Source organism: Halorientalis sp. IM1011, from assembly GCF_001989615.1.
In the GTDB taxonomy this organism is placed as follows: Archaea; Halobacteriota; Halobacteria; order Halobacteriales; family Haloarculaceae; genus Halorientalis.
Genome location: NZ_CP019067.1, coordinates 2,302,698 through 2,328,566 on the forward strand (window position 1 = coordinate 2,302,698; position 25,869 = coordinate 2,328,566).

Below are 25,869 nucleotides of genomic sequence, written 5' to 3' on the forward strand. Positions count from 1 at the left end.
TTGGCTGTCAGGTACGCAACCCCTCCTCCGCGATACGCCCTATCACGTCTCGATGTTGGCGGTGGATGTCATCTCGTTCGTTCTCAAAAGCCTCCGTGATTTCCCTCTTGAACTCCCCGACCGATCGCTCGTCACCGCAGAGGAAGTCTCCGCTCACGGCGTCGTGAGCCACTGCGATTGGAAGTTCCTCGATATCGGAAACATCGACATATGGGGCGTCCTCGCGCTGGAGCATCCCGGAAAGATGGCAACGCTTCTGGAACCGTTCGCTCGATGAAAGCTTGTCGGTGAATTTGACGGCGAGGTCGAGGTCGGACGCGGCATGGTTTTCATCCGTGACGCGGGAACCGAAGGCCACTGCAAACACGATGTCGTCATCTCCACGGAGTGACTCTGCGAGGTCGGTCAGCACCGTCGATTGATCGTCACTCCCTGTCATGTGGAGAACAACGCCGTATCCCACCAAAAGAATTGTCCTCCGCGGGGCCTGAGGGCCCGTCCTTCGAAACCGACTTTCCCGACCTCTCCCAACCTCTGAAAGTGAGTCGTCGGTACGCGTCGGTCGTCCTCGCGCTGTGTACGCTGGCCTTCTTCGCCACGATGGTCGCCCGGCTGGTGATCAGCCCCGTCGTCCCGAACCTCACGCTCGCGTTCGGGGTCAGCAACGGCACCATCGGGCTGGCGCTGTCGGGCATGTGGGTCGCCTACGCGACCACACAGTTCCCGAGCGGCGTCCTCGGCGACCGCCTCGGCGAACGAACGGTCATCCTCGCAGCCGTCGGCGGCACCGCGGTGACGAGCCTCCTCCTGACGACCGCACCGAACTTCCCGCTCTTTTTCGCCGGGACTGTCCTCCTGGGAGCGGTCGCCGGCCTCCACTACAGCGTCGCCACCACGCTGCTTGCCCGCTACTTCGACGACATCGGGTGGGCCATCGGTGTCCACGTCGCCGGGGGACCGCTCGCCGGTCTCCTTGCCCCCATCGCGGCGGCTGTGGTCGCCACACAGTACGGCTGGCGGCCGGCCATCGGGATCGGCGCGGCCGTCGCTGTCCCCGTGTTCGTCGCCTTCTGGCTCTCCGTGGAGTCGACCGAGCCGCGCCGGCCGGAGCAACCCCTCAGAGAGCGCTTCGAGGTCGCCGCAGTGCGCGAGCTGCTTGCCCGGCCCCAGATCCGATACACGACCGCACTCTCCGTCCTTGGAGCCTTCTCCTGGCAGGCGACGGCCTCGTTCCTGCCGACCTTCTTCACGGCCCACCACGGCTTCTCGACGACGGTGGCGGGCGCGCTGTTCTCGGCGTACTTCGTGATTCACGGCCTGACCCAGCCGATGCTCGGGTCGCTCTCGGATCGGCTCTCCCGGGACGGCGTCGTCGCTGGCGCGCTCGCGTCGGCTGCGATCGGGTACGCGCTGCTGGTCGTGACCGAACAGTTCGTCGTCGTGATCGCCGGGATCGTGCTCGTCGGCGTCGGGATGAGTTGGGGCGCGCCGCTGCAGTCCCGGTTCATGGACATCCTCTCTGACGCCGAACGTGGGGCCGGGTTCGGGCTCGTCCGGACCGTCTACATGACCATCGGTGCATCGGGGAGCGTCGTCGTCGGTGTCCTCTCGGATACTATCAGCTGGACCGTCGCGTTCGGGCTGCTGGCCGTGTTGGCGAGCGTGGCCGTCATCGCTATCGTCGTGAACCGAGTGCTGGGGCTCGGTCTCTGAGAGCCGCGTGGTTCCCCTTCTCGATGCAGGACTTTGGACCGTCGTTGGAAATGTCGATACCGTCTTTCGGAGACGCGAAAAGTCTATACCGATACATCGTCTTTGTAATGGTATGCCGGTGAACTGGGAAGCGCAGCGGGAGATGGACCGCGACGTTGAGGAAAACGCGGACCTGTATGAAGTGCTGGCCGACGAACCCGACGACGAATAACTACCTGTCGCCCGGTTCGACAACCCGTAGTTCGTCATCGAAAAACCGCCACCAAACATCGTAGAGGTCGTCCTTTCGATAGAGCGTATCCAGCCGCACTGTTTCGATCTCTCTCCGGACAGTGTGTGACTCTTGCCGGGCTTCTCCCAGCCGATCCAGCGACCATTTGCTATACTCGATACCGTTTTCGTCCAACAGCCGCCGGAGTAGTGCAACTGCAGTCCGGTGGTTTGCGTCAGGAAAGAAATGTTTACCGACGACCGCGTGCATCCAGCCCGCACATTGTTCTTCGAGCGACCACTACATCGGGAACTGGGAGAGGACACGTCGGAGATCACCATTCCGGGTGGCCCAGATCTGATGCCGGAGACTCTCGAACGACTCGCCTCCGGTCTGTTCGTATTCAGTGTCTCCTTTGAGGAATTTGGTATTCCGGAGCTTGAAGTCCTCAGCATTGAGGGAAGATAGATCCGTGATCCGGAGATGGTCGTCCGCTTGTGACACGGCAGGGTCAACGTCTGGGTGCGGTTTATACCTCTGGGATGGTCTGAAACCAAATTGGATGGGGTACGGAAATTCTTGTTTCCCTTGACGAAGCATTCACTCTCTTCGTCATTACGGAAAATTCGAGGCGAAAGCCTCGCCCTTCAGGGGCATGGCGAGAGCGAAGCTCTCGCTGCAACCGAAAAGCTCCGCTTTTCGAGGACGGGGATGAAGCCGACCAACAGTATTCAACCGCCGACGATGGCATAGACCGGGTTCCAACGCAATCATTAAGCCGTCCGACCGTGATAGTATGCATAGATGGTGAAGAGTACCCGTCACGCGAAATACGAACTCTACTACCACATAGTGTTCGTGCCGAAATATCGGCGTTCGCACCTGACGGGGAAGACGAAGGAACGACTCGAAACCATCTTCGAGGAAATCTGTGAGGACAAAGACCTCGAACTGGCCGAGTCCGAGGTCATGCCCGACCACGTACACCTGTTCATCGGGAGTCCACCGAAGAACGCCCCGTCCCTCATCGTCAACTGGGTCAAGGGCATCTCCGCCCGGAAGTACAATCAACGATACGACGACCGCGTGAAGTGGACTCGCTCGTACTACGTCGGAACAGCGGGAAGCGCATCGAAGGGCGCTGTCGAACGCTACATCGCTGAACAGGAAGGCGGGGGCGCATGAATCGCGTCAACACTTTCGAGGTCGTGCCACAGACCGAAAACGACAAGGAGTGCCTTCTACGGCTACTCGACGCCTCCGCATCCCTGTGGAACGAACTCACCTACGAACGCCGTCAGAACTACTTCGGTGACGGCGACGTGTGGGATACCTCCGAGTACCGTGGACAGTACAACGGCGTCGTCGGAAGCGCGACCGTCCAACAGGTCACACGCAAGAACAGCGAAGCGTGGCGGTCGTTCTTCGCCCTCAAAGAGAAAGGCGAGTACGCCAACCCACCGTCGTACTGGGGCAACGAGGAGGACGGACGCGAACTCCGTACCTACATCCGAAACAACCAGTACACGATTCAGTGGGGCAAGCGTAGCCGTCTCGAAATCCCTGTCGGGAAAGAACTGAAAGACGAATACGGACTCGGCTACCACGAACGACTCCGCCTCGAAGTCCGAGGCAACCCGAAGTGGGACGGTAAACAGGGCCGTCTGGAACTTGAGTACGACGAGGTGAGCGACACGTTCAGGGCCTTTCAACCAGTCACCGTACCTGATTCTCGACTGGATTCACCACTGGCTTCAGAAGAAGCCGCCCTCGACGTTGGCGCAAATAACCTCGTCGCCTGTTCCACGACCACTGGGAACCAGTACCTCTACAACGGTCGGGAGTTGTTCGGACGTTTCCGTGAGACGGTAAACGAAATCGCCCGCCTCCAGTCGAAACTCCGTGAGGGACGCTACTCCTCGAAGCAGATTCGACGGTTGTACCGACAGCGGACGAAACGCCGTGACCACGCACAGAACGCGCTGGTGCGCGACCTCGTTGAACGACTGTACGACGAGGGAGTGGCGACGGTGTACGTGGGCGACTTGACCGACGTGCTGGAAACGCACTGGTCGGTCAGAGTGAACGAGAAGACGCACAACTTCTGGGCGTTCAAGAAGTTTATCCACCGTCTCGCGTGCGTCTGTGAGGAATACGGCATCAGCCTCGAAGCCGAGTCGGAAGCGTGGACGAGTCAGACGTGTCCCGAGTGTGGCGACCACGACGCGACGATTCGCCACGAGGACACGCTGACGTGTCCGTGCGGTTTCGAGGGACACGCCGACCTCACGGCATCAGAGACGTTCCTTCGAGAAAACAGCGACACGGAAGTCAGGCCGATGGCACGGCCCGTGCGATTCGAGTGGGACGACCACGACTGGTCGGGGAAACCATACCCTCACGAAAGTCCCAAAGAAGTGCGCACAAACCCGCAAGTTGCCTCCGTGGGTCGGTAGCCGAACCCCCAACGGAGGAATCCTCGCGCTTTAGCGCGGGGAGGATGTCAACGTCAGCTGAAAACTGAAAGTCAGATCAGAAGATCAGAGATCGGACTCCCGAAACCGGTGGTAGCCTACCGCAAGCGGAACGACTACCCACGCCACCAACAACACGAGCGCAGCCGGCGCACTCACGTAGACGGGGGCACCCTCGGCCACGTACAGCCCTGCCAGGTCCACGTCGAACCCGGCGCGGACGAGTCGGGCGTAGGACTCGCCGGGTTCGATCAGCCGGAAGAGCAGCGCCCAGTCGGGCATATCGCGAAGCACCTCGAATTCGAAGCGGTGGAGGACGAGGAGCACGGTCGACTGGAGGCTTCCCCAGAACGTGACCAGCAGCAGGTACCCGCCGAGGCCGCCGAGGGTGATCCAGCGGTCGGCGGTCGTCGACATCGAGAGGCCGACGGCAAAGCCGACGAACGCGGCCCCGAAGAGCGCGGTCGCGACGAGGAACCACGGGAACCACAGCACCCCCTCGGTACCGAAGCGGACGGCACCGACCACGCCTGCGACGACGAGCGCGAGCAGGGCCGGGACGAGCACCACGACCGCACGGCCGACGAACGTCCCGATCGCCAGGTCGCGCCGGGAGTGCGGCAAGGAGAGCGTGAGGGCGAGTCGGCCGCTCGTGCGGTCCTCGACGATCGACTTGTAGCCGACGAGGATCGCGATCGCCGGGAGGAGCACGCCCACGACGCTGGCGAGCCCCCCGACGAATGCCGGGAAGGTCGGCTCGCCGACGTAGTCGTGGGCGACCGCGTACCCGAGGAACGCGATCGGGAAGAGACCGACCGCGAGCCAGGTCGTCTTCGACAGGATCGTGCCGCGCACGTCCTCCCGGGCGATCACACGCCAGCTCACGCCAGATCACCCCGCGCGAAACGCCGATAGGCGAGCCCCAGCGGTCCCGCGAGCCACAGCGCGAACAGGACGAGCGCGACCCACTCGCTCAGGTACCAGGCACCCTCGACGGTGGCGCTGGGGTCGACGAATCCGTCGGTGAGCCGTCCGAAGACCCGGCCCGGTTCGAGACCGAAGACGAACTGCAACGGGTCGGGCAACTCCCCATCGACGAGGCCGGCGAAGGAGAGCGCCAGCGTGACCCCGTCGGCGACCGTGTCCCAGACCATCACGAACAGGAAAAAGAAGAAGAGCGCGAGGACGAGTGCGCGCCGTTTGGTGGTTGCGGCGATGGAGGCTGCGATCCCGATACCCGTCCAGATCCCGCCGAACCACACAGTGAAACCGACGAAGGCGAGATACCGGAGCGGTTCGAGTTCGCCGAACGGATAGACGACGAGGAATCCGGCGACGGCCAGCGAGGCGACCAGCGTCGCCGTGACCACGCCGGCCCGGCCGAGGAACTTCCCGAACACGACGTCGGCCCGGCTGTGGGGCAGCGACAGCGTGAGCCGGAGCGCGCCCGACTCGCGCTCGCTGACGACCGCGTTGTACCCCAGCAGGACGCCGACGATGGGGACCAGCGTCGTCAGGCTCCCGTGGACGACGCCGGCGAACCGTCCTGTCGTGTACGTCCCCGACCCGCCGAGCGGGTAGGCATACGCTGTGACGACGATCACGAACGCGAGCAGGCCCAGCAGGTACTTCGTCGAGCGCTCGCCGACCGTCAGCGCCCAGTCCTGGCGGGCGATCACGTCCCAGCTCATCGGCCCGTCCCGGTGTACTCGATGAACATATCTTCCAGCGAGGCCTCCTCGGTCCGGAAGTTCACCACGTCGACGCCCGCGTCGTGCAACTGCACGAGGATGTCCATCTTCGCGTCGTTCGTGCAGGTCACCTCCAGCGTCGAGTCCTCGCGCTCGACGGCCGTCTCGACGCCCTGAACTCCGCGAACAGTCTCCAGCGTCCCGTTCTGCAGGGTGTCGACCGTGATGACGAGCTTCGTCCCCCCTCCGAGTGACTCCCGGAGCCCCTCGATGGTGTCGACGGCCACGAGTTCGCCGTTCTGGAGGATGCCCACGCGGTCACAGACCGCCTCGACCTGTTCGAGGATGTGGCTGGAGAAAAAGACCGTCGCACCCCGCTCGTTCTCCTCGCGGATGATATCCCGCATTTCGGCGGCCCCGTTGGGGTCCAGCCCCGTCGTTGGCTCGTCGAGCAAGAGGAGGTCCGGCTCGCCGACCAGTGCCATCCCGAGGACGAGTCGCTGGGCCATCCCTTTCGAGTAGTCGCTGGCTTCCCGTTCGGCGTCGGCGGGATCGAGCCCCACCCGATCCAGAATCTCGGCGGGGTCGTCGTCGGCGTCTTTCGACTCGATGGCGTACTCGATGTGCTGGCGGCCGGTGCGGCGCTCGAACACCGAGTACCCCTCCGGGAGGACGCCGATCCGTTCGCGAGCCGTAACGCCCTCCGCGTGACAGTCGTGGCCGAAGATTTCGACCGATCCGTCGCTGGGCGACACGAAGTCGAGCAGGACGTTGATGAACGTGGATTTCCCCGCGCCGTTGGGGCCGAGAAAGCCGAAAATCTCCCCCTCGGGGACGGTGAGATCGACCCGATCGAGGGCGATCACCGTCCCGTAGCGTTTCGACACCTCGGTGGCTTCGATGGCGGCCATATGTCAATTGGCGGACGGCACTAAAATAAAAGCGCGCGGTGATTTTCCGACTCGGAAACAGTGTCTGGCCACGACAGCCGCTGGGCGGACATGAACCTAGTGTCGTGGGCTGGAGCGTTTGATCGACCGAGTGTTGGATCCCGGACTCTGACGGTCACTCGCCGCTCGAACTGTTGTACATCTCGTCGAAGGCCTGCTCACCGCGGATCAACTCGTCGACACCGTCGGTGAGAGTGACCTCACCAAACACGGTCGCGCGATAGTACGTGTAGAGCCCGCCCTGTTCTCGTTCCGTGCGCTGACGCTTTTCGACCAGTCCGCTCTCGAGGAGTTCGTTCAGGTGATAGTGGAGTGTGCTGTCGTCGATGTCCATCATATCCGCAAGCTCTGTCGGACTCATCTCACCGGCGTGAACCAGTCGATAGAGAATTTCGTATCGCGTTCGGTTCCCGACGGCAGCGTGCATATCCAGATACTCGCCGAGACTGAGAACGCTGTCCTCTGGCAGCAGATCCTCTGGATCGTCCGGCGCTTCCTTCTCCGCTGTCCGTCTCTGATCGGTCGCCATCTCGATTCGAAGTCGAATGAAACGCGTTTAGTCTTTGTCGCGCCAGTAATCACAAAAAACAGCGTCTTTTATACCGTTCTCTCGGGAATCGAATCTGGTACGAACATTGTCGGGGTCAATCGTGGTGACGATGCGGTTCGACCGCTGACTGGCACTGAGTACCCAGGAGGGGAAGAGACATCTCGATATTCCGATTAGAACAACAGTTATGTGTGTCAGTACAATAGTGGGTAATAGGTGGTGTGAAATGGGAAATACATCTGCCGATGGCAATCAAAGCGAGGAACTGACGCTCACAGTAGACGATAGAGGGCGGGTAACCCTACCGAAGGAGGTCCGGGATCGGTTGGGCATCGAGTCGAACGACGAGATCTCCGCGACCCTCGTCGGTTCGGTCCTCGAGGTTAACCCGAAACCGAGCACGAAACTGAAGACAGCAAGAGCGGACCGGGACAACTGGGAGAACACGACGACAACCGATGCGGGAGAGGCGCTCTTCGGACCGATGGAGCAGTGGTCCGATAGCAGATGACTGAGTCGCTCCCGACCGAAGTGACGGTTCTCACGGACGTGAACGTACTCGCGATCGGGTTGACCGAAGATCATCCGGCCCACGACGATGTGTATCCCTGGATCGAGAATGCCCTCGATGGACCGAACGTCTTGCTCGTCTTCGATTATTACCCGCTCCGAGCGCAGTATATCATGACGAGCAACTTCGGAGTGGGTCCGGCGGCTGCTCGCAACGCGGTCCAGTCCCTCGTTCGCAGTCCCGCACGAATCGTCGGTGCGACCGAAACCACTCTTCTGGAGGCTTACGAGATCAGCGCCGAGAAAAACCACGACGTCTACGATTCGTTCATCCTCGCGCTGGCACGAGCATACGACGCTGACTACCTTATCACCACCGATGCCGATTTCGAGGACCTCTGTGACGGTGAAGACACGACCTACACCAATCCGATCCCGGGCGAAAAACGCGAGAAATTGGCGTTCATCGATGGGTAGCCAAGCCAATGTGGTACCGCAGTGAGCTACAACCGCGCTCCCAACCGAACTCTCAAGGCCGGTGACGTGGACCCATCCTGTATGCACGTAAGCGTCGTCGGCAGCGGCTACGTCGGGACGACCATCGCGGCCTGTTTCGCCGACCTCGGCCACGATGTCACCAGCGTCGACATCGACGAGGACATCGTCGCGGCCGTCAACGACGGCGAAGCGCCGATCCACGAACCCGGACTGGACCCGCTGGTCTCGATCTACGGCGGTGACCAACTCCGGGCGACGACCGACTACGACGCCATCCGCGAGGCCGACGTGACCTTCCTCGCGCTCCCGACGCCGAAAAACGACGACGGGAGCATCGACACCTCGATCATGGAGGCCGGTGCCGAATCCGTCGGCGAGGCCATCGCCGAGAAGGACGGCTACCACCTCGTCGTCGTCAAGAGCACCGTCGTTCCCGGCACCACCGAGGACACCCTGACGCCGATCATCGAAGACGCGTCGGGCAAGACCGCGGGCGAGGACTTCGGCGTCGCCGTCAACCCCGAGTTCCTCCGGGAGGGAACCGCGGTGGACGACTTCATGGAACCGGACAAGATCGTCGTCGGAACCGACGGCGACGGGCGCGCTCTCGATCTGCTCGCCGAGGTCTACGAACCGCTGGTCCTCCAGTGGGACGTGCCGGTCTTCGAGACTGGCCCCCGAGAGGCCGAGATGATCAAGTACGCCAACAACGCATTCCTCGCGAGCAAGGTCAGCCTCATCAACGACATCGCGAACATCTGCAAGGAGTACGGCGTCGACGCCTACGAGGTCGCCGAGGCCATTGGCCTTGACGACCGTATCGGCGAGCGATTCCTACGGAGCGGAGTCGGATGGGGGGGAAGCTGCTTTCCGAAGGACACCGCGGCGATCATCCAGCACGCCCACGACGCGGGCTACGAGCCCCGGATGCTCGAAGCGGCGGTCGAGGTCAACGACCGCCAGCCCGAACGCCTCCTCGACCTGCTCGACGACCACGTCGACGCCGACGGGAAACGGATCGCCGTACTCGGTCTCGCCTTCAAGCCCGGGACTGACGATATCCGGAACTCGCGGGCGATCCCGGTGATCGAGGGATTGCAGGAACGCGGCGCGGAGGTCGTCGCGTACGATCCGGTCGCAGTGGGGGAGATGGCCGAGCGATTCCCCGAGATCGAGTATGCCGAGTCGGCGGCCGACGCACTCGACGACGCTCACGGCGCGGTCGCGGTCACCGACTGGGACGAGTTCGGGACCCTGGACGAGGAGTTCGACGCGATGGCCGACTCAGTGGTCGTCGACGGCCGGCGGATAATCGAGCGCCGCGAGGGGATTACCTACGAGGGGCTGACGTGGTGAGGCGGGCCTCCACAGCGCGAATCCAGCAGTCGGTCAGCAATCGAACGATCGCGACCCGTTCAGGACGGGTGTTCGTCGCGTCGCGTTCGCCACCGTGGCGTCGTCCGCCTGGACGCGGATCTGCACCGTCGCGGTGTCGCCCACGGCGAGCGTCTCGTCGTCTTCGAAGACCCAGAACACGTCGCTCGTCGTGCGCCCACGCTCGGTTATCGATCTCGTGGTCGTCTCGTCGGTGTGGGCCAGGCTCACCACGACGCGAACCCGATCGCCGCTGCTGACGTTCTCAGATTCAGCCGGGATGTCCACGGTGACGTCGCCGAGCACGGTGACGCTGTCGCTCGGCGTGCCGCTCGCGAGACACGTCTCGACGGTGCCGTTCGTGTCCGGGAGGTCGCGCTCGTCGTTCAAGCGGACGGTGAGGTCAGTCGACGCGACCGTGACGTTCTCCGAGGAGGCGTCGTCGGTCACGCCGCCGAACGCCACCAGCGTGCCCACGCTGATCGCGGTCAGGAGGAGGAAAGCGACGACCGTCGACCGACGTGGGGGCCAGTCCAGCAGCCAGGGGAGGACGTTCATCGGCCAGACCTGTCGGCAGCTAGTAGTAAACTGTTGTGTATCTCGGTTCCGGGGCTGACGATAGGTCGGGGCGAGTTACGATTCCGGGCGCTCTTCGGGCGCCGGCCGTCCATCGCCGGGCAGTAGCACCCACAGCCCGGGACAGCCGTGGTGGTACCAGAGCCCGACTGCGACGACGGTGAGGCCCAACTCGAAGAGCGCGAGCGAACCGAGATCGAGCGCGAACAGGTGGTCGAGGAAGCCACCGCTCGACAGGTCGTACTCGATGGCGGGAATCAGCGGCCAGCCGAGGAAGCCGACGTAGTGGAAATCCCCGGCCAGCGCGGGGTAGAGCGCGTCGCCGAACAGGTGGCCGACGTAGCCGATACCGAACGCGACCACGCTCTCGCGGGCGTCGAAACGCCTCGCGACGACCCAGACCACTGCGAGGAGCACGGCAGCGACGAGTAGCGAGTGTCCGAACGATCGGCCGTTCGGCAGGAGGGCGAACTGCCAGGCCAGTGGCTTGTCGATCAGGTCCGGAAACTGCGTGCCGACCGCGAGCGCGACGACGGCGACGCCGTGCGGTCGGAGGTCGAACCGGAACCAGCGATAGGCGGTGTACAGGAGGTAGCCGACGGCGGCGTGTCCCCAGGGCCACATCGTGTGGGTGGACGACGGCGACGGTCATACGCGCTTTGGCTTCGGTTGACCGGTCCGGTCACCGAACCCGATTCCCAGCTGTGACGTTGCGCTCGCTCACGCTGACCGTCTCGTTCCAGAGGCTGTACTCGCCTGGATACGGAACGGTGACGGCGTACTCGCCGTCGGCGTCCGTCCGGACCTGGCGCTCGTAGGTGAACGACGCGCCGGATACCTCGACCGACTGGGTGAGTGTCGTCGTCGAGCTTGCCGGCCCGGTTCCGGTAATAGTCGCGCCGGGAACCATCCGGAACGCCTTGTAGGTCCCACCCTCGGAGGCGTAGATAGCGCGGAAGTGGGCCAGCCCGCCGACGGTCGACTGGCGGGAACCGAACCCGTCGTGCAGGCGAGCGAACAGTGACCGGGCACTCGTGTTCGCGTCCGGTGTCGACTCGGTGACGAGGTAGCCCACCCGGTTGCGGTGGCTCCGGTACCACTGCGACTCGTTGGCGGAGGTGTACAGCGTCCGGTACTCGTTCTGGGCGTAGCCGTACGAGTGAGACTCGCCACTGACGAAGTAGTTGTACATCCGGTTGCGGCCCCACTGACTGAGGACGTAGTTCTCGGGGTGGCTCAGATTGGCGGCGGTCGCGTGGTCGTCGATCGCTGCTGCCGACTGGTAGGCTCCGTCCTCGATGGTGAGCTGGCTCGTCTTGATCGGCGTCTGGAGGACACCCACGCCACCGACCAGCAGGAAGAGCGCGAGGAGCAATCCGGCCTCGCGCGCGGTCGGGAGTCGGAGCGTCCGGGTACCGCCGTCGGTCGTTTCGTCGCCACGCGGGCCCGGTGTCGCCGTCTCCGCGGCGAACGGGCGCGGGATCGCGGCGAGGTCGACCCAGTGGGCCAGCCAGACGAACCCCAGGCCGCCGAAGAGGGCCGTGAAGGCGGCGAGCTCGCCGACGAACCGAACCTGTACCGCCGCGAGCGCGAGCAGGTACCACGTGTAGACGCCAGCGACGAGCCAGGGTTTCGATCCATCCGTAGCGCGCCGACTCGCCCAGATCAGCGGCGGGATCGCGAGGACGAGTACCAGCCCGAGCAACAGGAACCAGGTGAAGTCACCGCTGATCAGTGGTTGCGTCTCGACGATGTTCCGGGTCGCGAAGAACCGATCGGCCCGGTCGCCGGCCCGTGCCCAGAAGTCGGTGACCAACACCGGGACCAGGAAGACGGCCGCGACCACCCCGAGGACCTCTGCACCGGCCATCGCGAGGGCCGGGAGGTCGAGACGGTGGACGACCTCGCCGACGGCGAGTACGGCCGCGACCCCGCCCACGAGCAACAGGGGCACTGCCGTCACGAAGTCCGTGTGCCAGCCCGTCTCGCCGTGGACGAACTGGACGGCCAGCGCAGCCAGTGCCAGTCCACCGAGCAGCGGTGCGTTCGACTGGAGCGGCGAGCGGTCGGCGTCGACGTCCAGCAGGACGGCGAGCGCAATCACGAGCGCGACGGGAACCACCAGCGCGGTTCCGTAGTCCCAGGCGAGGATCTGGCCGGCGACACCGGCTCCGAGTCCGAGGCCGGCGAGCCAGGCCCGTGGGTCGCGGTAGGCGCGTTCGTCCCGACCCGCGAGGACGACCAGCGCGAGCGCCGTGAGGACGAGCCACGGGTAGTCGAAGGCGTGGTGGTCGGCGAAGCCCAGACTCGTCCGGATCGCGTGGGCCGGCGTCGTCGCGAGGAACGCGACCGCGGCCAGTCCGACCCGTCGGTCGTCGGTGAGTTTCACTGCGAGGACGTACAGCAGGAGTCCCGTGAGTAGCGCCGAAACGACTGGATACCAGGCCAGCACCGTGCCGGCCGCGGACGCCGTCCCGCCGAACAGCCCCGCGAGCCAGTACAGCGTCGCGACCATGAGCGGCTCGCCGTGCGGTATCGGAAGCTCACTCAGTAGTGCGGCGTCGAATCCCCCGCCTTGTGCCAGTAACTGTTCGACGTGATACCGATAGAAGTACGGGTCGTTCCCCGACAGGACGACCGCGCCGTCCCGGAACACCGAACCGAACGAAAACACCGTCCGGAAGAGGACGACCAGCGCGAGCGCACCGACGAGTGCGCCCGCTGCCCGCCTGTCCACGTCGAACGCGGGCATCGTCAGATCGAGGTCCGTCTCCTCCTGATCGGTGGTTCCGCTCACCTCCTCGCCGTCGAGCGCGCGTCGGGTCGCGTCGGGGAGGCGATACTCGCCGTCGACCTTCTCGACGAGCCCGGCAGAAACGAGTTCGCCGAACGTCCCCGAGTCGATCGGCACGTCCTCGAAGGTCCAGGTCTCCGAATCGTCGTCGACGGGGCGAACGGATTCGAGTGCGGACGCCAGTTCGGGGCGCTCGGAAAGCGTCTCGGCGGCGTCCCGATCCTCGGCCATGTCTCGGCCATCCCCCGTCGACCGAATAAACCCATCGACACCCCTCCCTCGCGCTGTCCGGGACTATAGAACGGCGAGAAAACGCAGCCGGGTTGCGGTAGATCAGTACACAGCCGACTCGATATCGTCGTCCAGGTCCGCGAACTGCGCCAGATACTCCCGGCGTTCCGCGCGCAGGTCCGCGACCCGATCGTCGGCGTCGTCCAGATTCCCGGCCACGTCGAACGCCGAGACGTCCATCCCGGGGACCTCACTCGGGACGGTCAGGCCGGTCGTCTCGTCGTCGCGCCACGCGACGGTGCCGCGGGAGATGCCCTCCAGCAGCGTCACCGTGTCGTCGACGCCCACGTCGCGACCGCCGACGGAGCCGGTGTTCAGGACGAAACAGTCCACGTCCAGATCCTCGATGAGGTCGCGGAACCGGTTGCCCTCCTCGCCTTCCGAGCCCATGATGAAGGGGTTGGTTCCGACGACGCGGATCCGCTCGCCGGCCGCGGAGGGGTCGCCGGCACTGGTCTGGACGGACTCGCCGAGCATGAACGCCGCGGCGGCCTCGTCCGGATCCAGTTTGGCGACCGGCGGCATCACGGGGTTACGCGTGATGAAGAAGATCTGGTCCAGCGCCGGGAGGTCGATCTCCTCGCCCGCGGAGTCGAGTTCCGAGCGCTGGATCACGGCGCGGCCGTTCGTGGTGTGGTGGTCACTGTCGAAGTCGACCGCCCCCTCCTCGGCCACGTCGACGTTCTCCAGTACTGCGGACTCGTCGGTCGCGGCATCGTAGAGTTCCGGCTGTTCCTCGCGTTCGAGGCCGATGGTCTTGATGTACAGGCCCTGACCCTCGCTGCCGGCGACCGAGCCGTCGGACAGGAGCGCACACACGTCGTCCTGCAACATCGTCGCGTCCTCGGGGTCCTCGAGACCGAGCCCGTGCGCGGTCAGCGTGGACTTGCCGGTCCCGGAGAGGCCGAGGAACAACTGGCCGACCGTCTTCAGGTCGTCCCCGTCGTCCTGTTTCAGCTGGACGCGCTTGCTTCCGGCGTGGAGGCCCAGACCACCTGCCTCTTTCGTGCGGAGCATGAACAGGCGGAGGAAGGACTTCTTGGCTTCGCCGGTGTAATCGCTGCCCAGTACCGCCGTGAAGCCTTCCTCGGGGAGGATACGGATGGCGGTCTCGTCCCATTCGGGAACCTGGACGGTGACGAAGTCGGGGTCGGCGTCCGGGTCGTCGACCGGTTCGAACAGCTTGGCCACCGACAGCGCGATGCGGCCGTACGCCTTTGGGACGTAGTACCGGCAGACGTAGGCGTGGTCGGGGTGGCGACCAACCTGCCGGTCGAGACAGATCATCTCGTTCGACGCCGCGAACTCGATGGCGTCCTCGAAGTACGCGAGGTCCTCGGCGTCGAATTCGTGGTCGATCGCGTTTCGCGTCTTGTCCGCGTTGCGCGACTGGTGGTCGCTGACGTAGGCGGGCGAGCCGAACTCCGTGGTCGTCTCCATCTCGCGGGAGAACTCCCGGAGCTGGTCGAGCGACGGGTTGTAGACGACGGTCTCGGACTCGACCGGGTCGGGTAAGGCTGTGACGGGCTCTCGCACCGTGATTCCGGACTCGGACATCACGCGTGCATACCACGGGCCGAGTAATAAGGTCGGGCCATTCAATCGCGCATTGGTTCGGTATACCGTCACGCTACCTCTCGACGGAGGTCGAGACGGACACGTTCTTCTCCCCGCGGTTCGACACCAGTCGTATGCGCCAGTTTCTCCTGCTGGGCCACCGCGTGCCGACGACTCCCGACTTCTCGCTCGACGCGCTCCCGAGCGAGGCCGGCCGCCTCGATATCCTCTGTCGCGCGATCAGCGCCGCGTTCGTCCTCTCCCACGACATCCGCGGGGACGTGCGCGTCTCCCTGGTCCTGCAGGACGAGTTCACCATCCAGTTCGAAGGGTCCGAGTTGCGCAACCTCAACCCCGACGAGCGCAGCACCGCGGCCCTCGTCCGTACCGCGCTGGACCACCGCGAGGACGCCATCGGTCACATGCCGGCGGAAAGCTCACCCGGTGTCTCGATCTCCCGGAAGGGGTTCGAGACCACGCTCGACGAAGCCGCTGCCGACAGTACCGTCGTCCACCTCCACGAGGACGGCGATCCGATCGTCGACGTCGAACCGCCCGAGAACCCACTGTTCGTCCTCTCGGACCACGAATCGTTCACCGACGCCGAGTCCGACCTACTCGCCGAGTACGCGGACCATCGCGTCAGCCTCTCGCCACGCGCCCTGCACGCCGACCACGCCATCACTGTCGCGCACAACTACCTCGACACCGCCGGATTCCAGACGTACTGAAGCCTTCGACTCCCGGACCTGTTCACCATCCTGAAGTTTAAATACCAGACCGAGGCAAACCCCGGATACGGGACATGGATCGGGTTATACGGGGTGGGATCGCCCTCTCACTGGTGGTAGCACTCCTCGCGCTGTCGGGTGTCGCCGCCGGCGATGGGAACGAGCCACCGCTGGCGGACGCCGGACTGGATCAACACGTTGCGGCGGGTGAAACCGTCCGACTGGACGCGACCGGATCGCGGGATCCCGACGGCAACGTCTCGGGGTACAACTGGTCGATCGAGACGCCCAGCGGCGGAACGATCACACCCGATTGTCGGACCTGTGGGACGACCGCGTTCAGTCCGGACACGCCAGGTCAGTACAACGTGACCGTCACCGTGACGGACGACGACGGTGCGACGCGGGCGGACACGCTGTACGTCGATGTCGATCCCGCACCGGGACCGTCGGTGTCGCTGTCCGGCCCCACGGAACCGACCGTCGAGCAGGCGGGCGGTGATCCGTCAGGGGAGGCGAACTACGTCGCGAACTTCTCCCGCGGCGGCCATCCGGTCGGCTACGTCGAGTGGCAAGTCGACGGCGAGCAGACAGTTCAGCGATCGGTCAACGCCTCCGAGACGGATTCGATCAGCTACGTCCACAGCATGGAATCGGCCGCGAACCACACGCTGACCGTTCGTGTCGTCGACACTGCCGGTCGCGAAGGGACTGACTCTATGTCTGTCTCGCCGCAGGTCCGAAACGTGGGCGGTGGTTACGACGGCGACGACGGATACGATGGTGTCATGCAGACTGAATGGGGTGGTAGAACGATTACGTTCGAGGCGCCGACGATCGATACGAGTACCGGTGAGGTCGTTCAGCAGTCGGGTCCGAACCTTGAGCAGTTGAATGCTGTTGTAACAGCCGATCCGGGAGAAGAGGTACAGACTGACTTTTTTGAGGATGATGAAGAGAACGATAATCAGAGGGGCACAAATGATGATCCTGAAGAATCATATGACGACGATGAGTCAACAACGGATGAAACATCATCTGATCCAGAGGCCCCATTTAGTGGGGGAGGTTCACCAATTGGTCTCGGAAGCGGTGTTTCCTTTGGCGAGGTTTGCTCAATATGTTGAAATCTAAAGCACTTACAATTACCATATGTATAGTGATTCTCACCTCTGGGTGTAGTGGGATTCTAGAGGATCAACAGAGTCACACACCGAATAACAATCCAATAACCCTAACCGAAACAGAGGGAGATATTACAGAAACAGGCGGCAATAATAGTAAAAATAACAAGAACATATCGAATAATGGGTCAAATGCATCCAAGAACCCCAACTATACTGCAATATTCAGATCAGCAATTAATCAATTATCAATAAATACAACTAAAATTTCGAAGGAGGGCGACACACTTCAGTTAAATTACACAGGGGATTTCACCAATGAAGCACGAACAATATCTGAGTTAAAGTATATAACGGCAATATTCTCTGGTGTAGTGAACAGAAGTTATCATAACCAATCATCATGGGGTGTATCCCGGCTAAATGTAGTTGGAATTAGCTCAAATGGATCCAAAGTATGGGATTTCAGAACAGAAGACTGGTGGGCAATGAATTATGCCCTCGGAAAGTGGGATTTAGATTCTTACCTTAATGCCACTTTAGATAGTGGACATCACTGGAATGTAACCGCACAAAGACCAGAACCTGGTGGGGTTAACTATCTTATAAAAATCCGTAGTAACATTCAGCACCAAACTGATATTGAAGTGGCTTCATTAGACAAACACGGTGCGGAAGCATTCCTCACCTACGAAACCGACCACGAACTCAACTCCAGCCAGTACTTCGACGAGGTTGCTAACGTCGTCGATGTCTACAAGAACCTGACCCTACCGCGTTCACTCAACCGTACCGAGGGCTGGTACGCTGGCGTACTCAACATGGAGGTCCGCAACGGCAACGACACGCTGGAGTGGTACCGCTACCGGATTCGGTGGGCGGAAGAACGGGTCAAAGGCGAGATGAGCCGAGAGGAGGAAGCCGGACGACTGCGTCTCTCCCGATTCCTCGAAAAAGACAAACTCCGCGACAATCCCAACACGGACGAGTAAATCCTCTCAGTCCAGAACTCCAGCGTCGTCGAGATACGCCTCGACGTAGGGGTGCAGATCGAACTCGAACGGGGGCTCGAACGTCCGTAACGAACTGTGCTGGTCGTCGGGTTCGAATTCCTCGCCGTCTGTGGGCGTCACGTGGTAGCCGATCGGGACGTAGTGCTTGCCGTCCGTATCGTCGAACTCCGACGTGTCGTAGAAGTGTTCGTAGACGCCGAGCTGGCGCTCGATCGCCACGCTACAGCCGAGTTCGGTGGTCGCGACCCGCTCTACGGCGTCGCGCAACCCCTCGTGTTTGCGGACGGTGCCGCCGGGGACGAACCACTCGCCTTTCGCGGGTTCGTTCTCACGCTTGCCGAGGACGACGCCGTCGTCGGTCTCGACGACGAGATCGACCGACACCAGCGGCACGTTGCTGACGATCGTCTCCCACTCGGCCGCCGGAACCGGACCGTCGCTCATACTGCCGCTGGCGGGCCGGTCCCCTTTTCTGTTGCCATCCACGCCGACACACGAACGACCGTGATAATTATAGACCGTGATGTTTATGTACGTCCCTCTCTCAGGATGTGTTGAAGACAAAATGACCGAACGGCCTCAGATCGAAACGACGGCTCCGCTCGTTCCCGAGATGCCCAAAAAGCGTGTCCGCACCGACGGTGGTCGCGCGGCACCGAAAGCGTCCGGTAACGAGAGTGTAGACGAGGCCGACGCGCCGCTCGTTCCCGATCTCTCCTGATCGGCGCGGTCACTTTTCCAGCTAATCGAACCGAGCAGCCACAGCCCTGTCACCCGTCGATATCGACGAATTCGATCTCGTCGGTCTCGGTGTCGAGAACGGCGATACTCCGGTGTTCGTCGGGGACGGTGGGGAAGTGGGCGCCGGGGTTGACGACGGTCGTGTCGCCGACGGAACGCTTTTCGGCGACGTGGAAGTGCCCGTAGCAGACGTAGTCGTAGTCGCCGGACTCGGCGCGGTCGGTGACGGTCTCGATGCCCTGGTCGCCGTGGAGGACGTGGACCGAGGTGCCGTCGAAGGTGAGGTCGGCCTCGCGGCCGTGGAGGTGGCTCCCCTCGCTGAAGCCGTCGATGGTCGCTTCCAGTCCCTCGCGCTCGCCGTCGTTGTTTCCGAGGACGCCGTGGATGTCGAAGCCGTGGCCCTCGAAGGCCGCGAGGAGCGGCGGCGCGATGAAGTCGCCGCAGTGGACGAGGGTGTCGATCCCGCGGTCGTCGAGGACGGCGGCGATGGCCTCGGCGGCGCTGTAGTTGTCGTGCGTGTCGGAGACGATTCCCACCTGCATGTGTCGGGCGTCGACCGGCCGGACAATGAAGGTTTTCAGGGTCGGAAAACGCGACACTACCTTCATACGTTCGCCGTCGGGAGTGTTCGACGACTGGTCCCCATGACAGCGATCGAAACGACCGACCTCACGAAACGCTACGGATCGACGACTGCGGTCGCAGACCTGAACCTCGAAGTCCCCGAGGGCGTCGTCTACGGCTTCCTCGGCCCGAACGGAGCGGGAAAGACGACGACGATGCGAATGCTCACGTCGCTGACCCGCCCGTCGAGCGGCAACGCACGCGTCGCTGGCGTCCCGGTCGACGACCGCGATCGACTCATCGATCACATCGGCTACCTCCCCGAGGAACCGCCGCTGTACAACGAGTTGACGGCGCGCGAGCAGTTGAGCTACATCGCCGGACTGCGCGATCTCCCGGAGGAACGGACGCGGGAACGGGTCGAGGATTATCTCGAACGGCTGGACCTCGCCGAGGACGCCGACCGGCGCATCGACACCTACTCGAAGGGGATGCGGCAGAAGACGGCGTTCGTCCAGTCGCTGCTACACGATCCCGACGTGCTCTTTCTGGACGAACCGACGAGCGGCCTCGATCCGCGGGCCGCCCGGACGATCCGGGACATGATCGACGGCCTCGCCGACGAGGGCGCTACGATCTTCCTGTCGACGCACATCCTGCCGGTCGTCGACGAACACGCAGACACCGTCGGCGTCCTCTCGGACGGCGAACTCGTCGCCGAGGGGCCGCCAGCGGACCTGAAACAGCGGGCGAAGGCCAGTGACGACGCCGGCTCCGGTCGGACGCTCGAAGAGGTGTTCCTCGACGTGACCAGCGAGGACCCTGCGACGGAGCGGAGCGAGGCGATAACGGGGGAGCGGCCGGATGCCTGAAGCGGGCTGGCCGCGACACGGACTCGCCATCGGCCGGCAGGAGTTCCGACGGACGCTCCGGGCACTCAGAGGCGACTCCGCGCGACTCGTCTTCATGGCCTTCGGCGGGCTCTTCCTCTCGATTTTCGCACTGGTCGGCACGTGGCTCGTCCTCCGGTTCGGCGGGGAACTCGCCGCCCGGCCGCTCACGGACGGGATACGGGGTGCCGTCACGATCCAGTGGCTGTTCATGGTGTACATCTTCGCCCAGCGGGCCGGCTCGCGTCACGACCGCCTCGACAACGAGTCGCTGCTGTTGCTGACCGTCTCGACCCGGACGGCCGTGCTGGGACTGCTCAGCGCGGACCTGTTCCGCGCCCTCTCGTACGTGGCCATCCCGGCGGCGCTGATCGGCGGGGCGTTCGTCTACGCGACGGCGTCGCCGCTGATGGTTCCGTTCTTCCTGCTCGCGGGCCTCCTGCTCGTGCTCACCGCGCTGGTCGCCGGGTACGCGATCGGCCTGTCGACTCAGTTGCTGGTGGCGCGCGTTCGATTCGTCGCTCGCTACAAGACTGCCCTCGGCATCGCCGCCGTCGCCGCCGTCTTCGGCTGTTACTTTCTCGTGATGAACGTCGGGGACGGGGGCGTGACGGCCCTCTTGGGACTCTGGCCGCTGAGCTGGCTCGTCGATCTGGCTGTCGTCGGCTCGCCGGTCGTGGAGTCGTCGACGCGGGCGGCCGTCGCGGCGGTCGGGAGCGTCGTCTGGATACTCGGCTGGGCGGTCCTCCTCGAACGGGTCGCGACGGCGCTGTGGTTCGGCGACACCGTCGAGAACGAAGTCGCCGAACAGAAGGCGACCGTCGACGCCGACACGGGGGACGATCCGCTGGCCGCGGCCGTGCGACCCCTCGCGCTCCCGTCGATGAGCCGTCCCGTCCTGCGCGTCGCTCAGCGGGCGGTCGTCGTCGCCCGCAGGAATCCAAGCCGGCTCTCCTTCCTCATGATCCCGGTCCTCGTCGTGGGGTCGTCGATGATCAACCTCGCCCAGAGCGGGGGGCTGTTCGCCGCGTTGCCACCAGTCCTCGCACTCTTGCTCCCCTGGCTGGCCGGCGGCACCTTCGGTCTCAACCCGTTCGGCGACGAGGGGCCGGTCCTGCCCGCGACGCTCACAGCACTGGCGTCGGGGCGGCAGTACGCGACCGGCCTCGCCGTTCCCGGACTGGTCTTCGGCCTGCCGCTGTCCGTCCTCGGTACGGTTGCAACCGGTGTCTACGGCCCCTTCGAGCCCGTCGAGGTCGCCCTCCTCCTCGCGGTGGCGGTCGTGTTCTGCCTGCTGGCGGTCACGCTCGCACCGGCGGTCGGTACGATCTTCCCGCGCTTCGATCCGATGACGGTCGGGAGCGACCGGGAAGTCGTCCCGCCGAGTCTGAGTGCAGGGATCGTCTACTCCCTGGTGTTCGTCGTCCTCGGCGGGACCGCGGTGGGCTGTGCGCTGGCTCCTGGCGGAACCCGGGGCGTCTACGCCGTCCTCGTCGGCGGACTGCTGGCGTTCCCGTTCGCCTGGCTGGCTGGGAACGGCGTGCCGCTCGCCGACGCCGTCGCGACGTGGCTGGGCGGGGCCGGTGACGCGATCGCATCCCTTCCGGTGGCCGGCGTTCACTGGGGCGGATACGGTGTGTCGCTGGCTGTGGCACTCGCGCTCTGCTGGTGGTCCGTCCGGACCGTCTCGCGACGCTACGAGGCGTACGCTATTGAGTAGGTGGCGACTCGGTTTTCGCAACCGTTAAAACTGCCCCGTGCCATCTTCGTATTGCTACTGCACGGGCCGGTGGGGTAGCTTGGTATCCTTCGGCCTTCGGGTGGCCGTAACCGCGATTCGAATTCGCGCCGGCCCACTTTCCATTTTCTCACAGGCTAGCGACGGCCTTCGGGTGGCCGTAACCGCGTTCTCGCGAGCGAAGCGAGCGAGAGCCAGCGAGACTGGAGGTCTCGCGTGATTCGAATTCGCGCCGGCCCACTTTTGTGCCGCGAACAAATCCGTGAGCGGCGCACACGTGACAGGGGCGAATTCGAGCAGGGAAGTCGCAGCGCGAACGAAGTGAGCGACCGTCTTCCCGTGTTCGATGTTCGCGCCGGCCCACTTTTGCGCTGCCAACACACTCGTGAGCGGTGCGCGAGCGTATTCGGAGATATCCAGCAAACGGATTCAGTCTGGAGTGTAGGGTAGCTCACTAGTGTCTGACGCCCGTCGGCGGGCCTCGTAGCAAATCACCAATTATTTCTTAATCACTGACTCACTCCGGGTTATGAAGGTAGAGACAGCGGAGAGTCAATCGTTCTCCTACGGGGAAGCTCTCCGCTATATCGCCGTCGCCGTCGGTGTGATGGGGGCGCTGTACCTCCCGGCGATCCTGCTGCCCAACACGTGGTTTCGGGTACTCACGACCGTCATGCTGGTCGCGCTGCTCGGGCTGACCGGCCGAGCACTCGTGTCGGCACTGTTTTCGTTCAAACGGCCGAAGACACCCGAACTGACGCTATCGGACGCCGAACTGCCGGAAGTCAGCGTGGTCATTCCCGCGTACAACGAGGCCGCGGTGCTGCCCGGGACGATCGAGGCGTGTCGGAACCTCGACTACCCGGCCGAGAAGCTCGAGGTCGTCCTCTGTTACGAGCGCGATTCCGTCGACGACACGGCGGCCATCTGTGAGGAGGCTGCCGCCGACGACGAGCGGTTCGTCGCGGTCGAGCGGGACGAACCCGGCGGCGGGAAGGCCAAGGCGACGAACTACGCCCTCCAGTACGCGACCGGCGACATCATCGCGAGCATCGACGCGGACCACCGGTTCGAGTCCGACGCGATCCGCAAGGCGGTCGCGTGGTTCGAGTCCGACGAGGACATCTGGTGTGTCAAAGGGCGGTGCTACGGGGACAACCCGCGAGACTCGATTCTGGCCCTGCACGCCACCGTCGAGCGCCACATCGCCGAGAAGGCCGACCTGTTCGCACGTGACGTCTTCGGCGGGTTCACCATCTTCGGCGGCGGGCAGGCGTTCTTCCGCGCCGAGATGTTCGAGGAACTCGGCGAGTTCGACGAGAGCGTCCTCGTCGAGGACATCGACATGTCCTCGAAGATCCACGACTTCGGCAAACAGCTCCGGGTCGATCCCTCCATCGTCACGTACGAGGAGAATCCGGGCACGATCCAGTCGTGGTGGAGCCAGCGCAAACGCTGGGCACGCGGCTGGATGCAGGTCGCCTTCCGCTACCTGTTCCGACTCCCGCGCAGTCGAAACCTGTCGACCCGCGAGCGCCTCGACGCCGTCTTCACCTTCGCCTACGCGCTCATGCCGGTGTACGTCGCCTTTACGTTCCCGCTCCTGCTGTTCGACATGGTGCGTGACTTCGCGGTCGGAAATCCCTACACCGCGTCCATCCTCGCCGACATGGGCATCGGGGCGACCCTCGAACACGGTATTCCGACCGCGACGTACTTCTCCGAGTTCGTCCGGAACGCGCTCTGGACCCTGCTCGCGGTCGCGCCGGCCCTCGCGGCGGGCATGGTGTTCGTCCAGGACTACCGCGACGGGTACTCCCACGACCCGCTTGAGTTCGCGGCCTCGTTCACGCTGTGGATCTACCTGGCGCTCCAGAGCGTCGTCTACGTGGTGTCCTTCCTCGACGAGGTCATCTTCGAGCGCCCGAGCATCTACGTGACGACCGCACGGGTCAACTCCCAGGCCAAATCGGGGTCGGGCTCGAAGACGAGCGGCACCGAGACCAAGTCCGACTGACCGGCCGATTCTTTACCTCGCCGCCGCTGTCCCGTACGTATGGGCTATCATCACGTCGATCCCGACGAGCTAGCACCGTCGTCGGACCACCCCTGTGACCGCCGATCACTGGCCGAGGTCGCCGAACTCACCCAGCTCGCGGCGGCCGTCTACGACCTCGAACCGGGCGAGGACCTCGCGACGACCTATCACTACCACGACCAGCGTGAGGAACTGTTCTACGTCCTCGACGGTGACCTCCACGTCGAGACGCCCGACGAGGAGTTCGTTATCGGGGCCGACGAGACGTTCGTGGTCGAGCCCGAGAGTCCGATCCGACCGTACAACCCGACCGACGCCGACGCGTCCGTCCGGGTTCTCGGCGTCGGCGCGCCCAAGTTCGACATCGGGCGGCCGTACGACTCCGAGGCGGACGGTGAGGACGCGTAGCGGTCCCGCCGGCAGTCGGCCGGAAAGAAACTCTCCCGGGGTACAAACCGACGGTCGATTGTCCGGTGTTTTACGGGTGCTTTTGCACTCTGAACTGCTGGAGACGGTATGACCGACGACGCCACCCACGACGACGAGCTGGCCTGGGAGACGCTGTACGGCGAGACGGCCTACATCTGTCCGGGGTTCGACATCCAGCGCGAGCGCGTCCGGTTGCCCGACGGCACCGAGACGGACTTCGACTACCTCTCGGACAGCGAGAGCGTCGTCGTCCTTCCCTTTACTGCAGAGGGTGAAGTGGTGGTCATCGACGAGTGGCGACAGGCGGTCAAGCGAGTCAACCGCGGGTTCCCGGCCGGCGGCGTCGAGGGCGAGGACGCCGACCTCGCGGCGACGGCCCGCCGCGAACTCGAAGAGGAGACGGGCTACGTCGCCGACGGGATCGAACACCTCACCACGATGGAACCCTCGAACGGCGTCGCAGACGCCGTGTTCCACTACTTCGTCGCCACTGACTGTGAGCCAGCGGGGGAGCAGGCACTGGACCACAACGAGTCGATCAGCGTCGAGACGACGGAGTTCGACGAGTTGCTCGGGGCGGTCGAGGACGGTGAACTCCGGGACGGTCGCACCGCATTCGGAGTCTGTTACTACGAACTGTTCGGGTAAGTTTGCAGTAGAAAGAGTTACTGAGTTTCGGACGTAATTTGATATATGGCGACCGCAGTGAAAGTCGACGAGGATGCGAAATCTCGTCTCGAAGAGCTACAGGCGGAGATCAAACTCGCGACGGGCAAAAAGGTGACACAACAGACGATCCTGACTCGGTTGATCGAGGATGCCCACGAGTCAAAATCAGAATTCGTCGATTCGTTCCGTGAGACTACAGTTCCGCTCTCGGACGGGGAGATTCAGCGACTCAACGAAGCCCGGATCGAATCGGGAAAGGAAACGGACGAGGACGACATCGACGACATCCTGTACGGATGACTGTTTTCGTAGACACGGGTGTTCTCTACGCCGAGTTCGACGGGTCGGCGAACCGGAATGAAACGGCCGTCCGAGCCATGGATACGGTTTATGAGGGGGAGTTCGGACAGCCGTTCACGAGTGATTACGTATACGACGAAGTCGTAACACTGACCCACAAACGAACCGGTCGCTTCGAGGCAGCACGGACCGTCGGGGAGAAGGTACGGGGCGCGAAAGACTTCCCTGACGTATACTCGTTCGCGTACGTCGATCCGACCGTCTTCGAGGCTGCAATCGACGTGTTCGAGCGATTCGACGATCAGGGTTTGAGCTTTACCGACGCGACGACAGTTGCGCTGGTAAATCACAAAGATATCGACGCTGTGCTGAGCTTCGACGACGATTTCGATGGGCTCGTCGAACGGATCGATCCCGCTACCGTGTGAGGAACGCAACCCTTA

General features: G+C 63.6%; 29 protein-coding genes and 1 tRNA gene. 18 read left to right on the plus strand and 12 right to left on the minus strand.

The window, feature by feature from the left end:
• Positions 1-7: 7 nt before the first annotated feature.
• Positions 8-439 (minus strand): nucleotidyltransferase domain-containing protein, encoded by a 432-nt coding sequence (locus BV210_RS11770; RefSeq protein ID WP_157525997.1) that lies wholly within the window; start codon positions 437-439, stop codon positions 8-10.
• 101 nt (positions 440-540) lie between these two features.
• On the opposite strand from BV210_RS11770, the gene BV210_RS11775 reads away from it, so the two are divergent.
• Positions 541-1,713: an MFS transporter gene (locus BV210_RS11775; protein WP_077206827.1), complete on the plus strand. Its 1,173-nt coding sequence runs from the start codon at positions 541-543 to the stop codon at positions 1,711-1,713.
• A gap of 511 nt (positions 1,714-2,224) precedes the next feature.
• Here BV210_RS11775 and BV210_RS20475 read toward each other — a convergent pair.
• Positions 2,225-2,428, minus strand: coding sequence for a hypothetical protein (locus tag BV210_RS20475; RefSeq protein WP_216640623.1), 204 nt, complete (start codon positions 2,426-2,428; stop codon positions 2,225-2,227).
• 300 nt (positions 2,429-2,728) lie between these two features.
• On the opposite strand from BV210_RS20475, the gene tnpA reads away from it, so the two are divergent.
• Positions 2,729-3,109: an IS200/IS605 family transposase gene (gene tnpA / locus BV210_RS11785; protein WP_077206828.1), complete on the plus strand. Its 381-nt coding sequence runs from the start codon at positions 2,729-2,731 to the stop codon at positions 3,107-3,109.
• On the plus strand, positions 3,106-4,380 hold the full coding sequence (locus BV210_RS11790; RefSeq protein ID WP_077206829.1) for an RNA-guided endonuclease TnpB family protein: 1,275 nt from the start codon (positions 3,106-3,108) through the stop codon (positions 4,378-4,380). The genes tnpA and BV210_RS11790 overlap by 4 nt, the downstream gene beginning before the upstream one ends.
• 84 nt (positions 4,381-4,464) lie before the next feature.
• On the opposite strand, the gene BV210_RS11795 is transcribed toward BV210_RS11790, so the two are convergent.
• The 4 genes from BV210_RS11795 to BV210_RS11810 form a co-directional block, all read right to left on the minus strand.
• On the minus strand, positions 4,465-5,283 hold the full coding sequence (locus tag BV210_RS11795; RefSeq protein WP_077206830.1) for an ABC transporter permease: 819 nt from the start codon (positions 5,281-5,283) through the stop codon (positions 4,465-4,467).
• Positions 5,280-6,089, minus strand: coding sequence for an ABC transporter permease (locus tag BV210_RS11800; RefSeq protein WP_077206831.1), 810 nt, complete (start codon positions 6,087-6,089; stop codon positions 5,280-5,282). Before BV210_RS11800 ends, BV210_RS11795 begins: the two co-directional genes overlap by 4 nt.
• Positions 6,086-7,000: an ABC transporter ATP-binding protein gene (locus tag BV210_RS11805; protein ID WP_077206832.1), complete on the minus strand. Its 915-nt coding sequence runs from the start codon at positions 6,998-7,000 to the stop codon at positions 6,086-6,088. The genes BV210_RS11800 and BV210_RS11805 overlap by 4 nt, the downstream gene beginning before the upstream one ends.
• Positions 7,001-7,154: 154 nt before the next feature.
• Positions 7,155-7,568, minus strand: a complete 414-nt coding sequence (locus tag BV210_RS11810; RefSeq protein ID WP_077206833.1) for a transcriptional regulator — start codon at positions 7,566-7,568, stop codon at positions 7,155-7,157.
• A 247-nt stretch (positions 7,569-7,815) separates the two neighbouring features.
• Here BV210_RS11810 and BV210_RS11815 point away from each other — a divergent pair, with 247 nt between their 5' ends.
• The 3 genes from BV210_RS11815 to aglM all read left to right on the plus strand — a co-directional run bounded on the left by BV210_RS11815 (position 7,816) and on the right by aglM (position 9,953).
• Positions 7,816-8,100 (plus strand): AbrB/MazE/SpoVT family DNA-binding domain-containing protein, encoded by a 285-nt coding sequence (locus BV210_RS11815; RefSeq protein WP_077206834.1) that lies wholly within the window; start codon positions 7,816-7,818, stop codon positions 8,098-8,100.
• Positions 8,097-8,576 carry a type II toxin-antitoxin system VapC family toxin gene (locus BV210_RS11820; RefSeq protein ID WP_077206835.1) on the plus strand — a complete coding sequence of 160 codons (480 nt, stop codon included), beginning with the start codon at positions 8,097-8,099 and terminating at the stop codon, positions 8,574-8,576. The genes BV210_RS11815 and BV210_RS11820 overlap by 4 nt, the downstream gene beginning before the upstream one ends.
• Positions 8,577-8,657: 81 nt before the next feature.
• Positions 8,658-9,953, plus strand: a complete 1,296-nt coding sequence (aglM, locus tag BV210_RS11825; protein ID WP_077206836.1) for a UDP-glucose 6-dehydrogenase AglM — start codon at positions 8,658-8,660, stop codon at positions 9,951-9,953.
• Between the two features lie 33 nt (positions 9,954-9,986).
• Here the strand turns inward: aglM and BV210_RS11830 are convergent, their stop codons facing one another.
• From BV210_RS11830 to BV210_RS11845, 4 genes are all read right to left on the minus strand, one after another.
• Positions 9,987-10,529: a hypothetical protein gene (locus BV210_RS11830; protein ID WP_077206837.1), complete on the minus strand. Its 543-nt coding sequence runs from the start codon at positions 10,527-10,529 to the stop codon at positions 9,987-9,989.
• A 75-nt stretch (positions 10,530-10,604) separates the two neighbouring features.
• Complete coding sequence (locus BV210_RS11835; RefSeq protein ID WP_077206838.1) at positions 10,605-11,171, minus strand: metal-dependent hydrolase; 567 nt, start codon at positions 11,169-11,171, stop codon at positions 10,605-10,607.
• 58 nt (positions 11,172-11,229) lie between these two features.
• Positions 11,230-13,572, minus strand: coding sequence for an STT3 domain-containing protein (locus BV210_RS11840; protein ID WP_077206839.1), 2,343 nt, complete (start codon positions 13,570-13,572; stop codon positions 11,230-11,232).
• 102 nt (positions 13,573-13,674) lie between these two features.
• Positions 13,675-15,189 (minus strand): phosphoenolpyruvate carboxykinase (ATP), encoded by a 1,515-nt coding sequence (locus BV210_RS11845; RefSeq protein WP_077206840.1) that lies wholly within the window; start codon positions 15,187-15,189, stop codon positions 13,675-13,677.
• Positions 15,190-15,323: 134 nt separating this feature from the next.
• On the opposite strand from BV210_RS11845, the gene trmY reads away from it, so the two are divergent.
• The 3 genes from trmY to BV210_RS19920 all read left to right on the plus strand — a co-directional run bounded on the left by trmY (position 15,324) and on the right by BV210_RS19920 (position 18,036).
• Positions 15,324-15,920 (plus strand): tRNA (pseudouridine(54)-N(1))-methyltransferase TrmY, encoded by a 597-nt coding sequence (trmY, locus tag BV210_RS11850; protein ID WP_077206841.1) that lies wholly within the window; start codon positions 15,324-15,326, stop codon positions 15,918-15,920.
• A gap of 113 nt (positions 15,921-16,033) precedes the next feature.
• Positions 16,034-17,047 (plus strand): PKD domain-containing protein, encoded by a 1,014-nt coding sequence (locus BV210_RS11855; RefSeq protein WP_253741515.1) that lies wholly within the window; start codon positions 16,034-16,036, stop codon positions 17,045-17,047.
• 32 nt (positions 17,048-17,079) lie between these two features.
• Entirely contained in the window at positions 17,080-18,036 is a 957-nt protein-coding gene (locus tag BV210_RS19920) for a hypothetical protein (protein ID WP_157525999.1), read from the plus strand.
• 6 nt (positions 18,037-18,042) lie between these two features.
• On the opposite strand, the gene BV210_RS11865 is transcribed toward BV210_RS19920, so the two are convergent.
• On the minus strand, positions 18,043-18,501 hold the full coding sequence (locus BV210_RS11865) for a GDP-mannose mannosyl hydrolase (RefSeq protein ID WP_077206844.1): 459 nt from the start codon (positions 18,499-18,501) through the stop codon (positions 18,043-18,045).
• 121 nt (positions 18,502-18,622) lie between these two features.
• On the opposite strand from BV210_RS11865, the gene BV210_RS20290 reads away from it, so the two are divergent.
• Complete coding sequence (locus BV210_RS20290; RefSeq protein ID WP_172824895.1) at positions 18,623-18,778, plus strand: hypothetical protein; 156 nt, start codon at positions 18,623-18,625, stop codon at positions 18,776-18,778.
• A gap of 49 nt (positions 18,779-18,827) precedes the next feature.
• Here BV210_RS20290 and BV210_RS11870 read toward each other — a convergent pair whose 3' ends face one another.
• The gene (locus BV210_RS11870; protein WP_077206845.1) at positions 18,828-19,340 is read right to left on the minus strand and encodes a YfcE family phosphodiesterase; all 513 of its coding nucleotides are present in this window, start codon (positions 19,338-19,340) and stop codon (positions 18,828-18,830) included.
• A 102-nt stretch (positions 19,341-19,442) separates the two neighbouring features.
• On the opposite strand from BV210_RS11870, the gene BV210_RS11875 reads away from it, so the two are divergent.
• The 8 genes from BV210_RS11875 to BV210_RS11910 all read left to right on the plus strand — a co-directional run bounded on the left by BV210_RS11875 (position 19,443) and on the right by BV210_RS11910 (position 25,854).
• Positions 19,443-20,234, plus strand: coding sequence for an ABC transporter ATP-binding protein (locus tag BV210_RS11875; RefSeq protein WP_077206846.1), 792 nt, complete (start codon positions 19,443-19,445; stop codon positions 20,232-20,234).
• A complete protein-coding gene (locus tag BV210_RS11880; protein WP_077206847.1) occupies positions 20,227-21,972 on the plus strand; it encodes a hypothetical protein in 1,746 nt (581 codons plus the stop codon). Before BV210_RS11875 ends, BV210_RS11880 begins: the two co-directional genes overlap by 8 nt.
• A gap of 63 nt (positions 21,973-22,035) precedes the next feature.
• A tRNA-Pro gene (locus tag BV210_RS11885) sits at positions 22,036-22,108 on the plus strand.
• Positions 22,109-22,519: 411 nt separating this feature from the next.
• Positions 22,520-24,007: a glycosyltransferase family 2 protein gene (locus BV210_RS11890; protein ID WP_077206848.1), complete on the plus strand. Its 1,488-nt coding sequence runs from the start codon at positions 22,520-22,522 to the stop codon at positions 24,005-24,007.
• Between the two features lie 39 nt (positions 24,008-24,046).
• Positions 24,047-24,436, plus strand: a complete 390-nt coding sequence (locus tag BV210_RS11895) for a cupin domain-containing protein (RefSeq protein WP_077206849.1) — start codon at positions 24,047-24,049, stop codon at positions 24,434-24,436.
• A gap of 108 nt (positions 24,437-24,544) precedes the next feature.
• Positions 24,545-25,105 (plus strand): NUDIX hydrolase, encoded by a 561-nt coding sequence (locus BV210_RS11900; protein ID WP_077206850.1) that lies wholly within the window; start codon positions 24,545-24,547, stop codon positions 25,103-25,105.
• A 45-nt stretch (positions 25,106-25,150) separates the two neighbouring features.
• A complete protein-coding gene (locus tag BV210_RS11905) occupies positions 25,151-25,426 on the plus strand; it encodes a hypothetical protein (protein WP_077206851.1) in 276 nt (91 codons plus the stop codon).
• On the plus strand, positions 25,423-25,854 hold the full coding sequence (locus BV210_RS11910) for a type II toxin-antitoxin system VapC family toxin (RefSeq protein ID WP_077206852.1): 432 nt from the start codon (positions 25,423-25,425) through the stop codon (positions 25,852-25,854). Before BV210_RS11905 ends, BV210_RS11910 begins: the two co-directional genes overlap by 4 nt.
• Positions 25,855-25,869 lie beyond the last annotated feature (15 nt).